This is a genomic window from Streptomyces palmae, assembly GCF_004684805.1.
In the GTDB taxonomy this organism is placed as follows: Bacteria; Actinomycetota; Actinomycetes; order Streptomycetales; family Streptomycetaceae; genus Streptomyces; species Streptomyces palmae.
This window is the reverse complement of the sequence record NZ_SRID01000032.1, coordinates 1-18,103: the sequence shown is the minus strand read 5'-3', so window position 1 is coordinate 18,103 and position 18,103 is coordinate 1. Positions and strand designations below refer to the sequence as shown.

The 18,103-nt window shown below is 69.7% G+C and carries 13 protein-coding genes and 4 pseudogenes; 5 read left to right on the top strand and 12 right to left on the bottom strand.

Features of this window, described 5'->3' with window-relative positions:
- Nucleotides 1-441 precede the first annotated feature (441 nt).
- The 4 genes from E4099_RS33990 to E4099_RS05905 form a co-directional block, all read right to left on the bottom strand.
- Nucleotides 442-1,800 carry a hypothetical protein gene (locus E4099_RS33990; RefSeq protein WP_245244626.1) on the bottom strand — a complete coding sequence of 453 codons (1,359 nt, stop codon included), beginning with the start codon at nt 1,798-1,800 and terminating at the stop codon, nt 442-444.
- 495 nt (nt 1,801-2,295) lie between these two features.
- A complete protein-coding gene (locus tag E4099_RS05915) occupies nt 2,296-2,607 on the bottom strand; it encodes a hypothetical protein (protein WP_135337875.1) in 312 nt (103 codons plus the stop codon).
- Between the two features lie 69 nt (nt 2,608-2,676).
- Nucleotides 2,677-2,928, bottom strand: coding sequence for a hypothetical protein (locus E4099_RS05910; RefSeq protein ID WP_135337874.1), 252 nt, complete (start codon nt 2,926-2,928; stop codon nt 2,677-2,679).
- Nucleotides 2,929-3,340: 412 nt separating this feature from the next.
- Complete coding sequence (locus E4099_RS05905; protein ID WP_135337873.1) at nt 3,341-3,637, bottom strand: hypothetical protein; 297 nt, start codon at nt 3,635-3,637, stop codon at nt 3,341-3,343.
- Between the two features lie 858 nt (nt 3,638-4,495).
- Here E4099_RS05905 and E4099_RS05895 point away from each other — a divergent pair.
- Entirely contained in the window at nt 4,496-4,840 is a 345-nt protein-coding gene (locus E4099_RS05895) for a VOC family protein (RefSeq protein ID WP_135337872.1), read from the top strand.
- A gap of 165 nt (nt 4,841-5,005) precedes the next feature.
- Nucleotides 5,006-5,206: pseudogene (locus E4099_RS05890) on the top strand (transposase); the annotation flags it as partial.
- A 214-nt stretch (nt 5,207-5,420) separates the two neighbouring features.
- On the opposite strand, the gene E4099_RS05885 reads toward E4099_RS05890, so the two are convergent.
- Nucleotides 5,421-6,998 carry a S53 family peptidase gene (locus tag E4099_RS05885; protein WP_167828298.1) on the bottom strand — a complete coding sequence of 526 codons (1,578 nt, stop codon included), beginning with the start codon at nt 6,996-6,998 and terminating at the stop codon, nt 5,421-5,423.
- Nucleotides 6,999-7,324: 326 nt separating this feature from the next.
- Between E4099_RS05885 and E4099_RS33985 the strand changes: the two are divergent.
- Nucleotides 7,325-7,532, top strand: a pseudogene (locus E4099_RS33985) (IS701 family transposase); the annotation flags it as partial.
- Nucleotides 7,512-7,697 (top strand): annotated as a pseudogene (locus tag E4099_RS33535) (CGNR zinc finger domain-containing protein); the annotation flags it as partial. The pseudogenes E4099_RS33985 and E4099_RS33535, both read left to right, overlap by 21 nt.
- A 185-nt stretch (nt 7,698-7,882) precedes the next feature.
- Here E4099_RS33535 and E4099_RS05875 read toward each other — a convergent pair.
- The 5 genes and pseudogenes from E4099_RS05875 to E4099_RS33980 all read right to left on the bottom strand — a co-directional run.
- On the bottom strand, nt 7,883-10,687 hold the full coding sequence (locus E4099_RS05875) for a DUF5682 family protein (RefSeq protein WP_135337870.1): 2,805 nt from the start codon (nt 10,685-10,687) through the stop codon (nt 7,883-7,885).
- Complete coding sequence (locus tag E4099_RS05870; protein ID WP_135337869.1) at nt 10,684-11,796, bottom strand: ATP-binding protein; 1,113 nt, start codon at nt 11,794-11,796, stop codon at nt 10,684-10,686. The genes E4099_RS05875 and E4099_RS05870 overlap by 4 nt, the downstream gene beginning before the upstream one ends.
- A gap of 22 nt (nt 11,797-11,818) precedes the next feature.
- Entirely contained in the window at nt 11,819-13,243 is a 1,425-nt protein-coding gene (locus tag E4099_RS05865; RefSeq protein ID WP_135337868.1) for a vWA domain-containing protein, read from the bottom strand.
- A complete protein-coding gene (locus E4099_RS05860; RefSeq protein WP_386390929.1) occupies nt 13,240-14,658 on the bottom strand; it encodes a hypothetical protein in 1,419 nt (472 codons plus the stop codon). The genes E4099_RS05865 and E4099_RS05860 overlap by 4 nt, the downstream gene beginning before the upstream one ends.
- 12 nt (nt 14,659-14,670) lie before the next feature.
- Nucleotides 14,671-15,168, bottom strand: a pseudogene (locus tag E4099_RS33980) (hypothetical protein); the annotation flags it as partial.
- 443 nt (nt 15,169-15,611) lie between these two features.
- Here E4099_RS33980 and E4099_RS05850 point away from each other — a divergent pair.
- Entirely contained in the window at nt 15,612-16,136 is a 525-nt protein-coding gene (locus tag E4099_RS05850; protein WP_135337867.1) for a hypothetical protein, read from the top strand.
- Nucleotides 16,137-16,731: 595 nt separating this feature from the next.
- Here the strand turns inward: E4099_RS05850 and E4099_RS05845 are convergent.
- Both E4099_RS05845 and E4099_RS05840 read right to left on the bottom strand, forming a co-directional pair.
- On the bottom strand, nt 16,732-17,001 hold the full coding sequence (locus tag E4099_RS05845) for a hypothetical protein (RefSeq protein ID WP_135337866.1): 270 nt from the start codon (nt 16,999-17,001) through the stop codon (nt 16,732-16,734).
- Between the two features lie 154 nt (nt 17,002-17,155).
- A complete protein-coding gene (locus tag E4099_RS05840) occupies nt 17,156-17,473 on the bottom strand; it encodes a hypothetical protein (RefSeq protein WP_135337865.1) in 318 nt (105 codons plus the stop codon).
- Between the last annotated feature and the right edge of the window lie 630 nt (nt 17,474-18,103).

Below are 18,103 nucleotides of genomic sequence, written 5' to 3'. Positions count from 1 at the left end.
TTGACCATGTGGCCGCTGACCGTCCGAGCCTCCAGGTGCTTGGGGGGTCACCGTAGCCCCGTCTCCTGGCCACCGCATGACGAGTGGATGTGGAGGGCCGAGGGGCAGGGGCCCGTTCCTCTCAGGGCGCTCGCCCTACGGCCACCATGCCGGAGAACACCATGTAGAGGAACCGAGCGTTCGGGTGTTCCTCGATCATGCGTGCCCGCGAACCACTCGTGGAAGCGGGATTCATGAGTTGTCGTACTCATTCCGTCTAAGAGGGCATCTGATCCAGGCCGCGGCGACCGAGGCCGCCGCGGCCTGTCGGGTTCGCGCCGAACGAACCGGGGCCCTTGCCGCCATCGGGGACACCGCAGACGGGCACGGGCCGATGGGGCCGGTCGTGGCCGGCTGGCACCCGGCGTCCGTCCGGATTGCCAGGTGCCACGCCGGGGTGTTTCAGGTGGTGGCGGGGCCGGCCTCTCCGCCAGGTTCCGTGCCCTCCTCCGTGGAGGCCGGTGCCGGTGTGGTGTCGGTCTTCTCCGGCTCGCCGTTGGCCTCGGTGCCGCTCTCGGCGGCCGGGGTGTTCGAAGCGAGAGCAGTGCGGTCGTCGAGGGTGATGGTGACCGGCCTCCCGCTGGGACTGAGGCCGGTCAGGCTCTCTTCGATCCGCTCGTACAAGGTGGCGGCGAGCTCTCGGTCACCGGCACCGTCGCTGGCGGTGTGCTTCAGGGAGTGCAGGCTGATCAGCAGGGCGATCAGGGAGCGGCCGGACAATGCGGCACGGATCCGCTCCTCTCCCTCGTCGGCGACCTGCGGCGGCACTCGGAAATGTGGGTGCCGCCCGGCATGGGCGGTGATGAACTCCCAGATGTCGCGGTGGCACAGCAGGCTGGTGGAGGAGACGCGGGCCACCGTCTTGAGCAGGGCGCTGTGTTCCGCGCTCACCTCGACGGCCGCAGTCTCGGCGATGAGGTCCGGCCGAGGCCGCAGCTCTCCCACGGCGGCACGCAGGTCCGCGATCTCCTGCTGCAGAGAACCGAGCATGCACCGGGCTTCTCCCAGGGCAATGCTCAGCTCCGCCCTGATCTCCTCCGCCGCCTCGCGCAGCCGGTCCGGGACGTCCTGCTGGTCGCTGGCCGGCCCGTTGCCGCGGCTGTCCGCAGTAGTGAGGTGGCTGAGCAGAGGGACGAGTTTCTCGGTGAGGACCTCGAGGACGACTTCGCGGAATACGTCGGCCGACCGGGCTGGGCTGGGCGAGGAGTCCTGATCGGCGACGTGCTGCGCCGGGATCGTGGAGTGAAGGGCGGCGACGGTGTCTTCCGCGAACTCGCCGGGCTCGGCGATGGCGGTGACCGGCGCAGGTGGGGCATGGGTGTGGTCGCAGTCGGTGCTGCATGTCTCCTGCAAGGCCGAGGCAGGGGAGGGCAGGGTAGTCAACGGCGGCGGGGCGGGTGTGGTGAGGTCCGCGAGCACGACGCGGACCTCTTTCAGCTCGGTGCGCAGCTGGGCGACGACGTCGTGGACGGCGGTGTTGAGCGCTTCTCCGTTGGAGTTCAGCTTGTTGTAGACGTCGCGGAAGTTCGCGCGCATCCGGCTGATCTCGTCGACGACTTCCTTGGTCGTCTTGTCGTGGGCGGCCCGGCTGGCTGACTCCAGCTTTTCGACGCCCTTGTCGAGCGCGTCCCGGATGTTGTTGTCCGTGTGCACGACAGCGGTGTGGAGCATCGTCAGGGTGTTGGTGAGGTCCGGGTTCGGCTGGCGAGCCATCATCCCCCAATTCGTCGCGGTGAGTAGTTGCGCGAGTTCGCTGCGCATGCTGCCCTGGGCCGGGCATCCTCCACGTCAAGATCGGGGCAATTGGCTCAAGGGCGGCGGTTCCTCAGGCCGAAACTGGCCGGTCGGATTCATCGAGAGCGCACCCGGCTCGCTCCCAGCGCCGACACATGCCGCGGGCCGGCGTTGCCGGCCCCCACGGCCTCCTGCGCGTCGGTCCGGCCTACGAGCGGCGTCTCGCGGGCGCGGCCAAGGCATCGCATGCCTGGGGGTCTATCACCGCCGCCGCCGGACAGGAACGTCCCAGCCTCCCGGACGGTGGGTGCTCCCGCTCGTGGACCGGGCAGCCCTCGGAGGAGAAGCAGAACGGGTCCTCGACCATGTGCAGGTTCGCCCGGTAGAACTCCTCCCACCCCGCCGCGTCGTACGGGAGGGCGATCACCGGCTGTTCGGCGCGTACCCCCCCTCCGCCGTCGCGATATAGGGGAAGCGGTACCGGGGGCATCCAGGACGCAGGCCGCGGCCCGGGCCGGCCCGTCATCTGAGGTATACCTGCGATCTGGCGAGGGCGGCGCGGCAGGCGTCCGTGACTTCCACCAGGTCCAGGCGCCCGCCGCCCTCCGGGTGCGCCACCCGCACCAGCAGCCCCTTCTTACACAGCGACACCGACGCGCCGTACAAGGCCAGGGCACTATCCGCCCACGGCTTGCAACGCGGGTCATCCGCAGGGACCTCGTCCGTGGGCCCCCGATGCGGGTTCATCTGGTCGAAGACAGCGTTGAGCGTCACCGACTCTGGTGCTTTGGCGATCAGGCGGAGCATCTCGCGTTCATTCCGGCTCAGCGTCATGCGCGCCAGGGGAGAGCCCGGACGGCCGTGCCTTGCCACCGAGCGGGAGCGGGCACGGCCCAGCCTCGGCTACCAAGGCCAGAAGTCCCCGCAGTAGTCGTCGCAGTCCCCGCGGGAGCGGGCCACCAGCAGGTTCGGGGACACTTCGTCCCAGCCCTCATCCTCTACCGGGCCGATAGCACCGACTTCTCTGATGCCGGGGAACGCATCACCCAGGACCCGCATACGGTGCGCGTGGTCGAACACCTGCCGTCCGCCCTCGTTGGCGGAGCGGAAGCGGCACGCGCCCTCGAGTGCCTGGGCGCCGCTCAGGGACCTCATCAACGCCCCGACCCGCTGAGACGTCCCTGAGGTCCGTCTACGGCCTCACTGCAACCCCACCACCCAGGCCCCGATGCCCACACACCCACCACTGGGGCGCCCGTAGGCAGGCCCGGAGGCTCCGCACCCGTGAGCGGAGCCTCAGGCCACCCCGACGCCCCCCGGACTGGTCACCGGGGGGCGTCTCCATTGTCCGGGACGCGGGGCGCAGGCTGGCTGGCTGCGTGGTCGACCTTTCCCGTCGTACATACCGCGTCCCGCCGCCGCCACCCGACAGCGACGGTGCGACCTACGCCGAGATCGCCCGGCACCTGCTGGAAAGGGACCGCGATGCCCAGGAGCGGTGGAACGCGCCCGGGATTTCGCGCCGGGGGAATCTGGGCACCGATCGAGCCGCTTGCGCGTGACACTCTCACCAGGCAGCGAGGAAGGCCCACGCTGCCGCGAATACGCTACTCACCGTGGCGAGCATCAGCATCAAGCATCCGCTGCCGCCGCCGGTGCCACGGGTTTCCGACCGTTCCAGCTGCTGGATGCGCCGCTGACGCGCAAGGCCGGGCGGCATCATGTTGATCTCGGCCACGATATCCGGGTGCTCGGTGACCGAGTGATAGTGAATCTCCTCTGCGCCGGCCCGTTCTTCTCCTTCGTTGAACCAGTCGGTGGAGTATCCGCACTCGCTGCATCGGAACCGTCCTTGCTCAGCCATGCTTGAGCTCCTTCACGCAGGTGGTCTAGTCGATGTTCTCCTTGCGATGCCAGTGGGGTCCACACCCGCGCGGAGAGCCAGGCGATGGCGGCCACGATGACGCCGGCGATGACGTTCTCGATGATGTTGTTCATGGGCATGTCTCCAGGGCGCCGGTGAGCGGGAAGCCAGCCGGCGCGGTTTCGTAGCGGGGTCGATGAGTCGGTTACCGGGACAGGAGGGCGTCGGGCAGCTGGGGGTAGCGCAGAAAGAGCCGGGCCTCCTGTCTCATGGGGATTTCGCGGGCGAAGCTCGGGGCGAGTTCGGTGCGGTGTCCGACCGGCTGGGGCACGTGCCGGTCTCGGCGAAAGCCCAGCATCTGGGAGAAGGCCGCCCATGCGCGGGAGTCGGCGTTGGGGCCGATGGCGGCGTGGTGGGCTGCCAGAAGGTGTGCGGCAAGGGCATCTCCGGCCCCTGCGGCGAATCGCCACCAGTACGTCGCGGATTCGCGCTTATCGAGGCTGTACAGCAGGCACCCGAAGGTCCGGGCGCCGGCCTCGTCGTAGTCGGCTGCGAAGGCGGCGAGCGTGTTGATCTCAGCGGACTGTAAGACGGTGCTGCACAGTTCGGTGACGGAGGACGGTGAAGGCCTCCGTGACAGGCGTGGGGCGGTGGCTTTCGACGGGCGAGACGACGGCGCGGCTGAGGACCGTGATGGCTCTCAGCTGCTGGTCGCCGGAGGTATGAGCCCACGGCCCCGTCAGGACGGTCCGGGCCTGGTCGACGGAGTGGGTGAGGTACGTCGCAACGTGCCGCTCGGCAAGCCGGTCAGGCTGCGGATAGCCGGCCACCCCAACAGTCGTACGTATGATCTAACGCATGATCAGCTTCTCGATGGTTGAGTTCCCCACCGCCTCGGCTCGGGGATCGGCAGAGTTCTTCGGGGCCGTCTTCGGCTGGGCGGCGACCCCGTACGGTCCGGAGTACACCGACGTGGACTGCGGCGGCGGCGTCAGCCTCGGCTTCCAACAGGACCGCGCGGAAGCCCCTGCCGGGCCGCTGGCCGTGATCCGGGTGAACGACCTGGAAGTGATGCGCAACGCGGTACTCGAGGCGGGCGGGACCATCACGGTCGAGGCTTTCGACTTCCCCGGCGGCAGGCGCTTCCACTTCCGCGAGCCGGGTGGCAACGAGCTTGCCGCATGGACCCCGACGGGACACTGAACCCGCCGTAAGCACGCTGACGCAACAGATCGCCGGCAGCGGGCGAGATCGATGGGACAGCCCTGGAGCACGGGACGGGATAATCCCGGTATGCGTGATCAGGAGGGGTTGTTCGAGGCCGGGCCGGTCGGGCCGAAGCGGCAGCCACTGGCGCGGGCGGCGGGGGTGGACAAGCGGTTCCGGGCGTTCGACCCGCACCAGGTCCTACTGCTGCCGCCGTCGCTGGACGACTGGCTGCCCGAGGGCCACCTGGCCCGGTTCGTCGCTGACCTGGTCGACGAGGTCCTCGATCTGTCGCCGCTCCTGGCCGACTACACCGAAAAGCGCGGCTTCCCGCCCTACGACCCCCGCCTGATGGTCCGCCTGCGGGCTGCCACAGCGGAGGGGTCGCCCGATAGTCAGCCAGGTCCAGGGGCGGGGCGAGTTGTCCAGGGTGAGCGAAGCTGAGGGCCAGCCGGTTACGGCGGAAACGTGCCGCAGGACCGCGAACCCTCTGGACAGAGGTATGTGATGCTCCGCCGGGCTCGTCGCGGTAAACCGCGCATTTACCGCGACAGCGGCTCCGGCGACCTGCGACTGCCTAGGCGCTCTGCAGTCCCTTCAGCAGCGCGACGCCGTCCGGGACGCCCCAGCCGGTGACGGCGTCGTACCCGGCCTTGACCGGGTAGCCCACCGCTGGCGGGTGGGAGCCGTTGTCATGGCCGACTGAGATGTCGCGGCAGACCGTCTGGGCCAGCGGCTGGCCGTTGGAGCCGTTCTTGTAGAGCAGCGGCGTGAGGAAACGCTGCTGTTTGTCCGTCGGCAGCGCGGCGTTGACACGGGCGATCAGGGAGGCCCACACCGGTGCGGCGGCGCTGGTGCCGCCGTTAGGGCTAGGTTTGCCCAGCAGCGTCAGATCGTAGAGGGGTTCGCCGGCGAGCGCCGCGACGTCCGGTACGACCCGCCCCTTGATGGCGCCCGGGTTGAGGGAGTCCACCCGCACCTGCTTCTGCCAGTCCGGGCGCTGGGTGAAGACGCTGACGCCCCCTCCGCTCGCGCCGCCTCCTCCTGTGTCAAGGAGGCGGTGACCAGGAGCGTCCCACCAGGCCACTTCCTGGCCGGTCGCATTGATCATCGTGCCGCCGACGCCCAGCACGAACGCACTGGCGCTCGGGAAGTCGACATGTGAACGGCCGTCGGGGATCTCGTCCCCCGAACCGTCGTCGCCGGATGCGACACAGACCGTGATGCCGAGCTTAGCCGCGCCCTCAAGGCGCTTGTCGATCTCGGTGCGGCCGAGCAGCGCCCAGGCGGGGTGGTCCTCTGGCAGACCCCAGCTGAGCGAGAGGCACACCGGCTTGTCCGCGATGACCTGGTCGAGTAGATCGATCCAGCCCTTCTGGGTCCACGGGGCGAAGTAGACCGAGATCTGGGCTGCTGGGCAGAGGCCCGCGACGATCTGCACGTCCATCATCACCTCGGGCGTACCTGCGGCCGCGTCGTTCATCTGCCGCGGCGGCAGCTGCTGGAGGGCCTGGAGGTTCCGTGGCGGGTTGTAGCCCAGGGACACCACGTTGACCTGCGGCGTCGGCAGTTTGTGCCCGTCGCAGAAGGCGCGTAGGTCGTCGCCGAAGTAGCCGCCGGGGAACTCGGCGATGCCGATCTTCTGGCCTTCCCCCTGGCCATTGGGGAAGTTGTACTGCCGCTCCAGGTCCGCCGGCGTGAACGACCCGTGGAAGCCTGTGCCCATGCCCTGTGCGGCGGCCCGCCGCGCTACCCGCCGCTCGTCCAGTCCGAAAACCCCGGTCACGACCCCCGCCAGCTCGGACGGGATCTTCAGCTCGCCCTCGCGGCCACGGATCTCGCCCTGCTCGGCACTGCGATAGATGCCGAGGTCGGTCTGGAAGGCGGCGTTCATGGCGGTCACCGGACCGCTGGCCACGACACTGCCCGGCTGGAGCCGGACTTCGTCGACCGTGAGGCCGTAGCGTTCCAGTACGGCCTTGGTCTTCTCGGCATCCTCGCGCCGTTCATCGGGGATCTGGTCGTCGGTGACCACCTTTCCACGCAGGGTGACGGTCACGCTCACCGGAGCCTGGGCGTCCGCGTCCGCCACCCGGGTCGCATCGGCCATGGCTGGCCGCTTGCTTCCCTCCAGCACCACATGTTGCTCAGTCATCGTCGTCTCCTCGGGCCGAATCGCACTCAATAGCCCCTGCCGTCGCATGGGACGCCGAGCCGAATCAGCTCAGCGGAGAACGCCGCCTCGGTGGAACGAACAGGGGCGAGATATCTGTATCCGGGCGATACCGGGACCACCTACCGGAGCAGACCCGGCCACCTGGAATAGGGCATCGTTTGCTCGATATGGAGTACTACAGTCAGGTATCGATCGCGTGCTCGATGACGTCCAGCGCCTGGCTGATGGAGAGCAGCCGGAATACGGGAGAAGGAGGCCACCACAGTAAATGCGGGCACCTGATCTTCGTCCGGATCCGCGTTTCTGCAGGTCACCGCCTCGACGAGCTGATCGCCGTCGCGGGCGCTCGCTGGGCGATCGAGGAGTCTTCCAGAGCGCGAAGGGCCAGTGCGGTCTGGACGACTACCAGGTCCGCCGCTACCAGGGGGGTACCGGCACATCACCCTCGCCATGGCAGCTCATACCTACTTCACCGTCCTGCGCGCCAGGCAGCTGGCGGTTGGTGCGGCTGACTTTCTTACGGGTTTCGATGCTGGCCGTCTTGCTTACTGCGGTTCTGTGCCTTGTAACCGTTATTTGCTGCGTTATGGGCGTCGGTATTGGTGTTCGACTCGTTGTGGTGACCGGGCCCGCGCCGCTCGTGCCTATGCCCGACGTAGTCAGTCGGAAGCAGGCTGACGCCCCGTGGTGCTGCTGCCGCGCTCCGGCCCCCGGTTGTTCCCGGCGGGGGCGAGGAGCGGTTCACCCCGTTCGGGGCCGGTTGTCGGAGCGAGGTTTTTCGTGCTGGTACGTCGCCGGGGCGCCCCCTTTTGATGTGAGGCGCGCTGGCGGCGTATCCCTGTGTGGGCTTGGCCCTGTTGCGGTCAGGCGCCGGTCAGCAGCTTCTCCAGTGCCTGTGCCGTGTCCGGGTGGCGGCCGATCAGTTCCGCGCCCGATGGGCTGGGGCCGGTTGCCTGCCAGGCCTCGTCGCAGTCGAGGAGATCCGCCACCGTGTCACAGGTTTCGGGGTGGGTGGCGAGCAGTGCGCAGCCGCCCCTGGCCTCGGCGTGCCGGGCCGGGGGTACCGCCTCCTGTGCTGGTTGGGGCCGCCACGGCGGTACCCATTCGTCCAGTGCCGCGAGTCGGCTGGGGAAGATGCGTCCGGCCTCCCGGATCAGTAGCGGTGCCAGCTCCCCACCGCTGGACCGCAGGGTGCTGATCAGTGTCGGTAGCCAGGGCAGCAGCACGGGGTCCGGAAGCCGTCCGAAGGCGTTGGACACTGCCTCGACGACGAAGTCGGTGAGGGCCGGCGCAGGTTCCAGGGCGTGTACGAAACCGCTGAGGTAGCGCGGATAGGCGGGGACCACCAGGGGGTTGGCGAGTAGTTCGTCGCAGCGTGCCCGTAGCTCGGTGCGGGTCAGCCGCCCCAGCTGCGTCTGCGCCGCCCACAGCAGCGCCGTCTTCGCCGGGTCGGTTGGATGCGACTGGGCGATGGCCAGCTCCAGCTGGGTCCGGTCGCAGCCCAGCGACAACGCCAGGCTCTCCATGCTGAGCAGGAAGCCCAGCATCGCGGCGACCTGGTCGGCTGTGGCGTCGTCATCGGTGAACGCGGTCGGCAGCAGGGTGCAGTAGTGCGCGTAGCCGGCCTTGACGAAGGACTCGATCCACGGCGGTAGCGCCGGCTCGCTGGTGCGGTAGTACCCCAGCAGCCGCCGCACCCGGCGCAGTACCTCGGGGGCGCCGTCCACGCCGCGCTCGGCCGACAGGGCTTCCAGGGCACGTGTGCCCAACTCATCGGCGAGCCGCCGGCTCCGTAGATACAGCGTCGCGTCTTCGATGGCCTCCAGTACGGTCGCCGCGGTCGCCTGCGTGCCGTAGGCCGTGCGGCGCAGCCGCTGCTCCAGGACCTGTTCGATGCTGACGCCTTCGTAGCCGAGCTCGATGAGCGCTCGCTGGTGGGTGCCCAGGGCCAGGTCCCAGGACTCCTGGATCGGTCGCTCACCCAGCCGCCGCTCGCCCATGATCGGCCTTGCGGCGCCTTGCGGCATCAGATACCGCAGCATCCACAGCACATCGGAGCACCGCTCCAATTCCGACCGGCCGGCGATGTCCAGCAGCGCCCGCTGCACGCCGCGCTGCTGGAGCTTGAGGTTCAGCGGGGTCAGCCGGTCGTGCACATCACGGGCCAGCGGCGGCAGCGCGTCGTAGCCGACCTGGCCGATCCGGTCGCCGCCCATCATGATGTCCACCAGACGGCGCACATCGCGCCGGCCGGGAACGGTGTCCTTCTCGATGCAGGTGACGGCCGCGTCCTGGAAGTCGTACGGCGTGGGCTTGGCCCGATCGCGTATCCGGGCCAGCAGGATCGAGGTCTCGAACACCGCGATGGCGTCGGCGGTGGAGGCCAGATAGCCGTTGCGGCGCGCCGCACGCACGATATCCACCGACCATCCCAGGAGTTCGGCCTCGTCCAGCCGGTCCAGGACGGGTGGCTGTCGCAGAAAACCGGTCAGCTTGTCGGAGGTCGGTACCTCGGGTGCCGGGGTCGCCGCGGTCTTCCTGGTCCGCGGCTTCTTGGCGCCCGCCTGCCCCGCCAGGCGGTACGGCTCCACGCGGGCGCGCTTGAGGTTTTTCTCCCACACCGTGCCGGCGATCGACACCGAGCCGGCGGCCAGGCCGAACTGCGCCTCGATGGCCGCGTGGCTGGAGGGGATCAGGCCGTGTTGCCATGTGGTGGCGGTGCGCGGGCTGATCTGAAAGGTGTCGGTGCCGTTCACCCCGAATTCCGCGACCGGGCTGGCCGCGTGGAAGGCGCCGCAGATGTAGAGGCAGTCCGCCGGATCGGTGCCGGTCGCGGCCAGGTGCTCGCGCATTCTGGTCCACATGTAGCGCTCGCGGTCCTCGTCCATCCGCATCCGAGGGGAGTCACCGGGGGCCAGGCGCCGGAGGAGACTGCCGATCAGCAGCATGACCTGGCGGTAGGTGTCGTGGTCGCTGTCGCCCAGCGGCAGCTCGACGTACTGGTGCCACCACTCCGACCAGTGCCGCACTCTGCCGTGGCGCAGCAGGTGCTCCTCCAACTCGGCGAAGCGCGGTCGCAGGTCGCCGATCTCCACGCCGACCGCGTCGCCGTGCAGCGCGGCCTCCTCCTGGACGGGCGGGGCGTCCGGATCGGCCTCCGCCTTCTCCTTGGTGGCGTGCGCGCCGCGCGTATCCCACTGGAAGACGTGGTCCGAGGAGCGGTCGACGAGGACCAGTTCGACGCCCGGGGTGTCCAGGGCGTAGGCGATCGCCTGGTACTCGGCGGACGCCTCGGTGATCGGTGCCACCACCGACAGCGGGGACCACTGGGTGGGAAAGCCGTCGACCTCGGTGGCGAACGCCTGAACTGCCACCGGGAGGCGGCAGTTGCGCAGTTCACCCAGGAGCGGCGCCATGTCCTCGCACAGCTCCAGATACACGACCTTCGGCTGCTTGTGGCGCAGTCGGCGGGCCATCGCGATCGCCGAGGCGGGCGAGTGGTGGCAGACGGGGAAGATCTCCAGCGGCTCGCGCACCGCGCGGTCGACATCGTCGACGATGCCCAGCAGGATGCCCTCCAGGGCGTCGGGCCCGTCGGCGAAGGCCGTCGCGGCCGCCTGCAGCTGCCCGCGCAAGGTGGCGAAGGTCTCCTGGTGCGTGCCGCTCATGACAGGGTGGCGATCGCGTCCTGACCGCCCTCCAGGAACTCTGGCCAGCAGCCGCCCTCCTCCTTGCTGCGCGGCTCGACCACGCCATGCAGGTACTTGTTGAGGATGGCCAGGTCCTCGGGCTCGCGCCGGGCCAGCGAGCCGACGAGCGAGGAGGCCAGGGCGTGGGCGGTCAGGGCGCGCTCGCCGAAGAAGTTGCTGTGCAAGATCGCGTCCTCCAGGACACCGATCTGCTCGGCGGTGGACAGCGCGGACTCCAGCTTTTCGTCGTCGCTGCCGGCCGCGGCGGCCGAGGCGCGTAGGTCGGCGAAGCTGCGCAGCAGCACATCGAGCAGCGTCGGGGGCACGTCCAGCTCGATCTGGTGGCGGCGCAGCAGTTCCTCGGTGCGGAAGCGGACGATCTCCGCCTCGGCCTTCTTGTTCGTCACCACCGGGATGCGGACGAAGTTGAAGCGGCGCTTGAGCGCCGAGGACAGGTCGTTCACGCCCCGGTCCCGGCTGTTGGCGGTGGCGATGACGCAGAAGCCGGGTTTGGCGAAGACGATGCCGTCCTCGTCCAGTTCCGGGACCGATATGTACTTCTCGGACAGGATCGAGATCAGCGCGTCCTGGACATCGCTGGTGGAACGGGTGAGTTCCTCGAAGCGGCCGATCGCGCCGGTCTCCATCGCGGTCATGATCGGCGAGGGGATCATCGACTCCCGCGACTGGCCCTTGGCGATGACCATGGACACGTTCCAGGAGTACTTGATGTGGTCCTCGGTGGTGCCGGCGGTGCCCTGCACCACCAGCGTGGAGTTACGGGAGATCGCGGCGGCCAGCAGCTCGGCCAGCCAGCTCTTGCCGGTGCCGGGGTCGCCGATGAGCAGCAGGCCGCGGTCGGAGGCGAGGGTGACGATGGAACGCTCGACGAAGCTCCGGTCACCGAACCACTTCTGCGGGATCTCCCGGTCCAGGTTGTCACAGCGCTCAGAGCCCAGGATGAACAGGCGGACCATCTTGGGGGACAGGCGCCAGGAGAAGGGCTTGGGGTTGTCGTCGATGGACTCCAGCCAGTCCAGTTCCTCGGCGTACTTGATCTCGGCGGGGGCGCGCAGCAGATCGGACATCACAGGGCCTTTCAGAAGGTGTTCAGGTGAGGAAGTTCTTGAGCTCGTGCACGAGCTTGCGGATATGGCCGGAGAGCACCGGCGCACCGAGGTCCTTGAAGCGCTCCCGGAACCACGGGTTGACACTGCCGCGGCCGGAGCTGGTCACCGAGCCGACCGGGATGAACTTGGCCCCCGAGCGGTGAATGGCGGCCATGCTCTCGAACAACTCCTCGTTCCGCCATTCGAAGAAGTCGGAGATCCACACCACGACGGTGTTGCGGGGCTCGGCGATCTTCGGCTGGGCCAGCGCCATGGCCACCGTGCCGTCGGTGCCACCCCCGAGATGGGTGCGCAGCAAGGTCTCGAAGGGATCGTGCACCCAGGGCGTCAGGTCCAGGGCCTGGGTGTCGTACGCGATCAGGTGGACTTCCACCTTCGGCAGTCCGGCGAAGATCGAGGCCAGGATGGTGCAGTTCACCATCGAGTCGACCATCGAGCCGGACTGGTCCACGACGACGATCAGCCGCTGCGGTGTGGTCTTGCGGCTGGTGTGCCGGTAGTAGAGGCGGTCGACGTACAGCCGCTCCTCCTCCGGGCTCCAGTTGGTGAGGTTCTTCCAGATCGTCCGGTCGAGGTCGAGGTTGCGGAACACCCGCTTGGGCGGGACGGACCGGTCCAGGTCACCCACCGTGGCCTTCTCCACCTGGGTGCGCAGCACTTGGGCGACCTCGTCGACGAAGCGGCGGATCAGGGCCTTGGCGTTGGCCAGAGCCACGCCCGAGAGGTTGTTCTTGTCCCGCAGCAACTGCTCGATCAGCGACATGCTCGGGTTCAGCCGTGCGGCGAGCTGGGGGTCGGCCAGCACCTCGCGCAGGTGCATCCGCTTGACCAGGTCGGCCTCGATGGCGCCGAGTTCCGGGCCGATCGCCGGAATCAGCCGGCTGAGGTCGGGCGTGCTGCCCGGGCCACCGGTCCCGGTCGGGCCGGCGCCCGGCCCGCCCGTGCGGGTGCCGCGCAGCTCCCCGGGCCGGCAGCCCAGCGCCCGCTCCAGCCAGCCCGCGTCGGACTGCCAGCGCGCCAGCTGCCCCGCGGTGACCGTGCCGGAGCCGTTGGCGTAGACATTCAGCAGCACCTTGGACACCAGCGCCGCGCGCCGCACCTCGGCGGCCCGGTCCCGGTTACCGTCGGTGTCGGGCTCGGGTGCCATCAGCCCGTCGAACTCGGTGGCCAGCTCCGGGTGGCGCTGCACGATCGAGTCGACAGAGGTCTGCGGATCCAGCAGCGCGGACGGCAGATCGAGGTCCTGGACGACGGCGAGGCTCGCCGATTCCAAGGTGGCCTGCTCCTCGTGGTCGAAGAGGCGGGCCAGCAGCCGCCAGTACAGGACCTGACGGCGGTTGTCGTACGGGTCCGCCGACTGCTCGGCCGCGGTGGTGTGCTCCGGTGCGGTGGTGTGCTCCGTCATTTCCGCAGCAGCCTTCCCGCACGCTCGCGCAGCACGGCCACCGCGTCGGTGGCCGCCTTCTCGGCCTTGACGCCCGCCTTGTCGCTCGTACCCCCGGCCCATCCGCCGGCGTGCAGCGCGACCGCTTTCTTCCGGACCGTGGTCTCCACCGCCAGCGGCTGGAGCCGGTAGGCACCGGCGTCCCACCGCAGCAGGCCGATGCACGCACCGGACGCGGCGACGGCCTCCGGGGTGAGCGGAGAGGCGGCCGGGATGCGGTCGGTGTCGACGGCCAGCGGGTGCCCGGCAACGGTGAACGTCAACGCCTCGTCGTCCTTCCGGGCGGTGTAGCCCTCCAGGAAGACGGGCACGGCCAAGCGCGCCGGGTGCCGGTCCAGCGGCGTGGTCACCGCATCGACCGCGGCAGGCAGGGCGACCCGCGCGGTGGCGAAGGCGTCAGCGGGCTCACCCGGGCGGGCGTGCTCCTCGCTCCATACCAGGTCGCCCCCGGCGGTGACGGGCATGGCGGTGAGCTCCATCGACCGGCCCTCGCTGAATGCCGCCAGCAGCGACATATGCGGGCGGAGCAACTGCCACAGACCGGCCCCGACGACCGTGTCGGTCTTCGGCGCCGACACGCTGGCCCGCACCACCTGGGACCCGCTGCCGTCCGCGGGCTCGAACACCGCGTGGACCTGGGCCTGCACAGCGGTCGCATGCTCCTGCACGTCGACACCCAAGGGCAGCAGACGGCCGGTTGCCACCCCCACGGAGGGCGCGCCGCCCGCCCCGGGCAGGGTCAGCAGCAACGCGCGCGACCACAGGTCGGCCCAACGGCGCGCCGGGACGTGCTCCAGGGCCGCACCCGGGCAGGAGGCGGCGAGTTCGGCGGCCAGACCGTCAAGGAGTGTCGCCAGGCGGCGCAGCGCCGGGTCCGCAAGCATCGAGGAGACGATCGGCGCCGCCCCGAAGACCAACTCGTGGTCGATGCCCTGCCAGCCGGTGCGCGCCAGGTCGCACAGCCAGGAACGGGCCGCGGTCAGCAGGTTCGCCGCCGGCCGCCGCTCGGGGGCCGGGACGGCCTCCTCGCCGCGAGCCCGGCCGGCCATCTCCTGCGCCCGCACCAGCAACGCGTCGTGCACGGAGCCGAGCAATGCCGCGCGGGCGGCGGCCAGGGCGACGAAGTGGTCCTCGCTCGCGGCTCCGGCCGCCGCCTTCTGGGCCGCCTCGGCGACCTTGGCTCCCAGCGGCGTCCCCGCGACGCAGTCCGCGAACTCCACCAGCTGAGCGGCCTGCGCGGGGTGGGGACGCAGCAGACCGGCGACCAGAGCCCGGTCGAAGGCGTCGACGGCCGCCAGGGCCTCGTCCAGCCCGGCGACGGTCTCCCCGGGCAGGTCGGCATCCCGTGCCGCCTCCGCGTCGGGCGCGCCCGCCAGGACGCCCGCCGTCACCGCCCTGGTCGGCGGGAACCACTGCATCTCCGGCAGCGGGGCGGTCGTCGGGGCCAGCTCCAGATAGGCCAGGTGGCGCAGGAACCGGCTGAAGACGGGCGCGGCGGCCGTGGTGTCCCCCAGCGGAGGCCGGGTGCCGCTCATCTCGGCGGTGATGCTCTGCGCACTCGGTTCGCCGTCCGCGGTCTCGACGCGCAGATACCGGGCGACGCGCTCGGCACCGTACTGCAGCACCGCCTCGTTGATCAGGGCCCGAATGTGGTTGCAGTACGAGCCACGGGCTCCGCCGCAGGGCCGGTTGTTGTTGGTGCTGCAGGCGTAGGCGTAGCTGCCGGCCCAGACCGATGAGACATAGACCCGCGCGATGTCCGAGCCGCTGGACACCACGCCCTGCAAGCGTCCGTCGGCCAGTTCGACGAAGGGGACTTTGGCGAGCTTGCGCGGCCGTGCGGGTGGTATCACCCGCGCCGTGCTCGACCTCTCCCAATCAGACACGCGGTATCTCCAATGCACCAAGGGGCTGCCACGCCACTACGGCGAGGTGCGATGGAACTTAGCCGCGCGCACTGACAACGCCGCCGCCCCGGGACAGTCCCTGGACGAGGCGCCCGCCCAGGACCCCGACACCGCTCGCACAACCACGGCATCGTGGCCCCCTGCCCCGATCGAGGAGATCGGCACGGTCACCGGTGTTCACCCAGCGACCTGAGCCAAAGACCCATCGTGACTCCTGCCGACGGCTGCGGCCACGGCTCCGGCTGTGAGCGCCTTCGCTTGCGGCTGGTCACACGGCCTTGGCCGGGGGGTAGGACCATCACGGTTCCGTGCCGAACGCTCCGGTTCGGCAACTGTCATCGGCATACTCACGACACCGCAGACCATGATCGCTAACGTCTCCGGCAGGGCCATCCGAGGCCCTGGAATCGGGGAGGCACATCATGCTGAAACGTACGATCCGTATCGTCGCCGCGGCGGCGGTCACCGCCACGGCCGTGTTCATGGGAGCAAGCTCCGCCAGCGCCAGGGACAACCCCACCGGGTACGTCTGCTACCAGGCTCACCTCAAGGGCATCGGCTGGCAGGACTGGAGATGCGATGGGGAAATGGCCGGTACCACCGGACGGGCCATCAGCATCGACTCGATCCGGTTCCACTACCCCGCCAGCACGATCGAGATCTGCGCCACAGCGCACCGTTCCAACTACGGCTGGGACTCCCGCTGGGCCTGCACGACTCCCAGCAACCGGACCATCCAGGTCGGCGACGTCAACACGGCCGCTCCGATCGAGGCGGTCCAGGTCTACCTGGACCACACGACGGCGATCATGCAAGGGGACGCCCACGTCAGCAACATCGGCTGGATCAGCCAGCACCCGGGGTACGAGGAGTACGCCGGGTACGGGATCAACATGCTGGGGACCACCGGCCGCGGACTCCCGCTGGAAGCCCTCTGGCTGTCCTGACCGCTACTGATCAGGAGGCGTACGGCTCAGCCTGCCGGTCGCAACCCGCACAGGGTTGCGACCGCTTCTGCCACGACGAGACCATGGAATCGCCAGGCCCGCCCGCCGTACGGGAACAGGGGCGGGGGAGCGCCCGGCCCGCGCCCGGCCGCGGTAGCCGCTCGAGCCCAGCCCCGGGACCCCTTTGAAGGCCGTGCTGAAACCGAAGGCGTCCGCGTACCCCACCCAGCACACCACCGAGGCCACCGTGGCCGCCGGTTCGGCCAACAGACCGGCGGCGAGCGCATCCGCCCCTCGGTCGGACAGGCCAGTGGCGACTCCCCGCCCAACTCCGGGAAACGCTTGGCCAAGGTGGTGCGGGACACCCCGCCCCAGGCGGCCAGGGACGCCAGAGTCCACGGCGCGCCGGGAGCCTTCCTGCAGCGCGCGCCGCACCGGGCCGACCACCTCGTTTCCTGGAGCGCGGTACCCACTCGGCGAGTCCGCCCCCAGCCGAGCGAACCAGTCCCGCACGGTGCATGCCGGCAGCCAGTCCAGCAGTCGATCCACCACGACCTGCCGCCCGGGCCGCCCGCACCGCCGGCCCGCAGCAAGGTCACCAGATACGCGCGCAGCACCGTGCAGTCACGGTCGTCCACCAGCACCAGCACCAGCGGAAGCGGAAGCACCAGCGGCAGCAGCGGAAGCGGAAGCACCAGCAGCAGCCACCCCACCCCGGCACCTCGCCGCGCACCTGGTAGGCGCCCGCCATCAGCACCGTACGACCCACCACGTGCCGTATCAGCTCCTCGGCCATGTCCCGCTCGGCCCGCGCGCCGGCGGGTGCCGCCAGTCCGTGCTGGACATCGGCGCACCCGCACCTCACGCGGCCGCACCGCCCCGGCGGCGAGCGTGGTCGGATCGTGAAGGGGCCTTCTCGACCAGAGAGGACCCGAGCCGTTCGATGGCCAGACAGGCGCAGTTCCCCCCTTGCAGAGCCCCTCGCCGCACCCGTCATGGTGCTCCCGCTCCGGCCGGCGCTACTCCCTTCGAGCCCTATCGACCTCAGCGGCCGGCACGGCCGTCCCGCGCAAGGGCGTGAAGTACCTGGTGGCGTACTCGTCATCAGCGACGCACGCAAGGATCGTTCCAAGGACCGCGATGCGTGCCTGCAAGATGTCCCGGCGTCCGTCATCCAGAAGGCCATCCAAGGCCGACGAGATACAGCCGGCGAGCATCGAGTCCATCATCACCATGCACTCACCCTCGGGCTCTCGCTGGTAGAAGCCTGAAGGAAAACGCATGGCCCTGAACTCATTCCACAACTGTGCCAGCTGCTCCAGATGTGCTTCTGCCATGCCCGCGATCATGCCTTACGGCCAGGAGGCACGGCACGCGTTCTGCGGACAGCTCTGCACGTTCACTCGTCCATGCTTCTGCACGTCAACTCGTACGCCGACAACCGGCGGCGCGAACCTGCACCTCGTCCTCCTCGTCCCACTGATGGCCAGGGACCGGGGGCCAGGTCCCGGTGCCATCGAAGGGCCGCCCGCGCTCTCGTCGCGCGGGCGGCCATGGGCGACGCCAGGATGTCGCAGTATCTCGGGGCAGCGGGCGGGCGGCGGTTCTGAGCTGCTCGCGGCGGCCGACTGCCGAGGCTGGGCGGGTGGTGGGTCGATGGCCTGCCCCCGAGATGGAGGCATGCCCGTGCTGGACCGACCGCCGCACCCTGTATCTGCCCGCTCTGGCCCCGCACCCCAGCCCTCGACGAGCCGCACTTCTCAGCCGGCCTGCCCGGCGCCTCGCTGCGTCTACCACCTCCCTTGTGCCGCCCAGGCACTACCGAGCCTTTCCGGCTGACTTTCGCCCTCACCTGTCCGTCCGGCCCGCTGGCACTTTCCCGCTCACCGTGCTCCCAACCGGGCCCGCCTGTGACGCTCCCGCCAGGGCTGGCCTGCCCGCCCGGCCCTCTCCGCCGACGCCCGTCC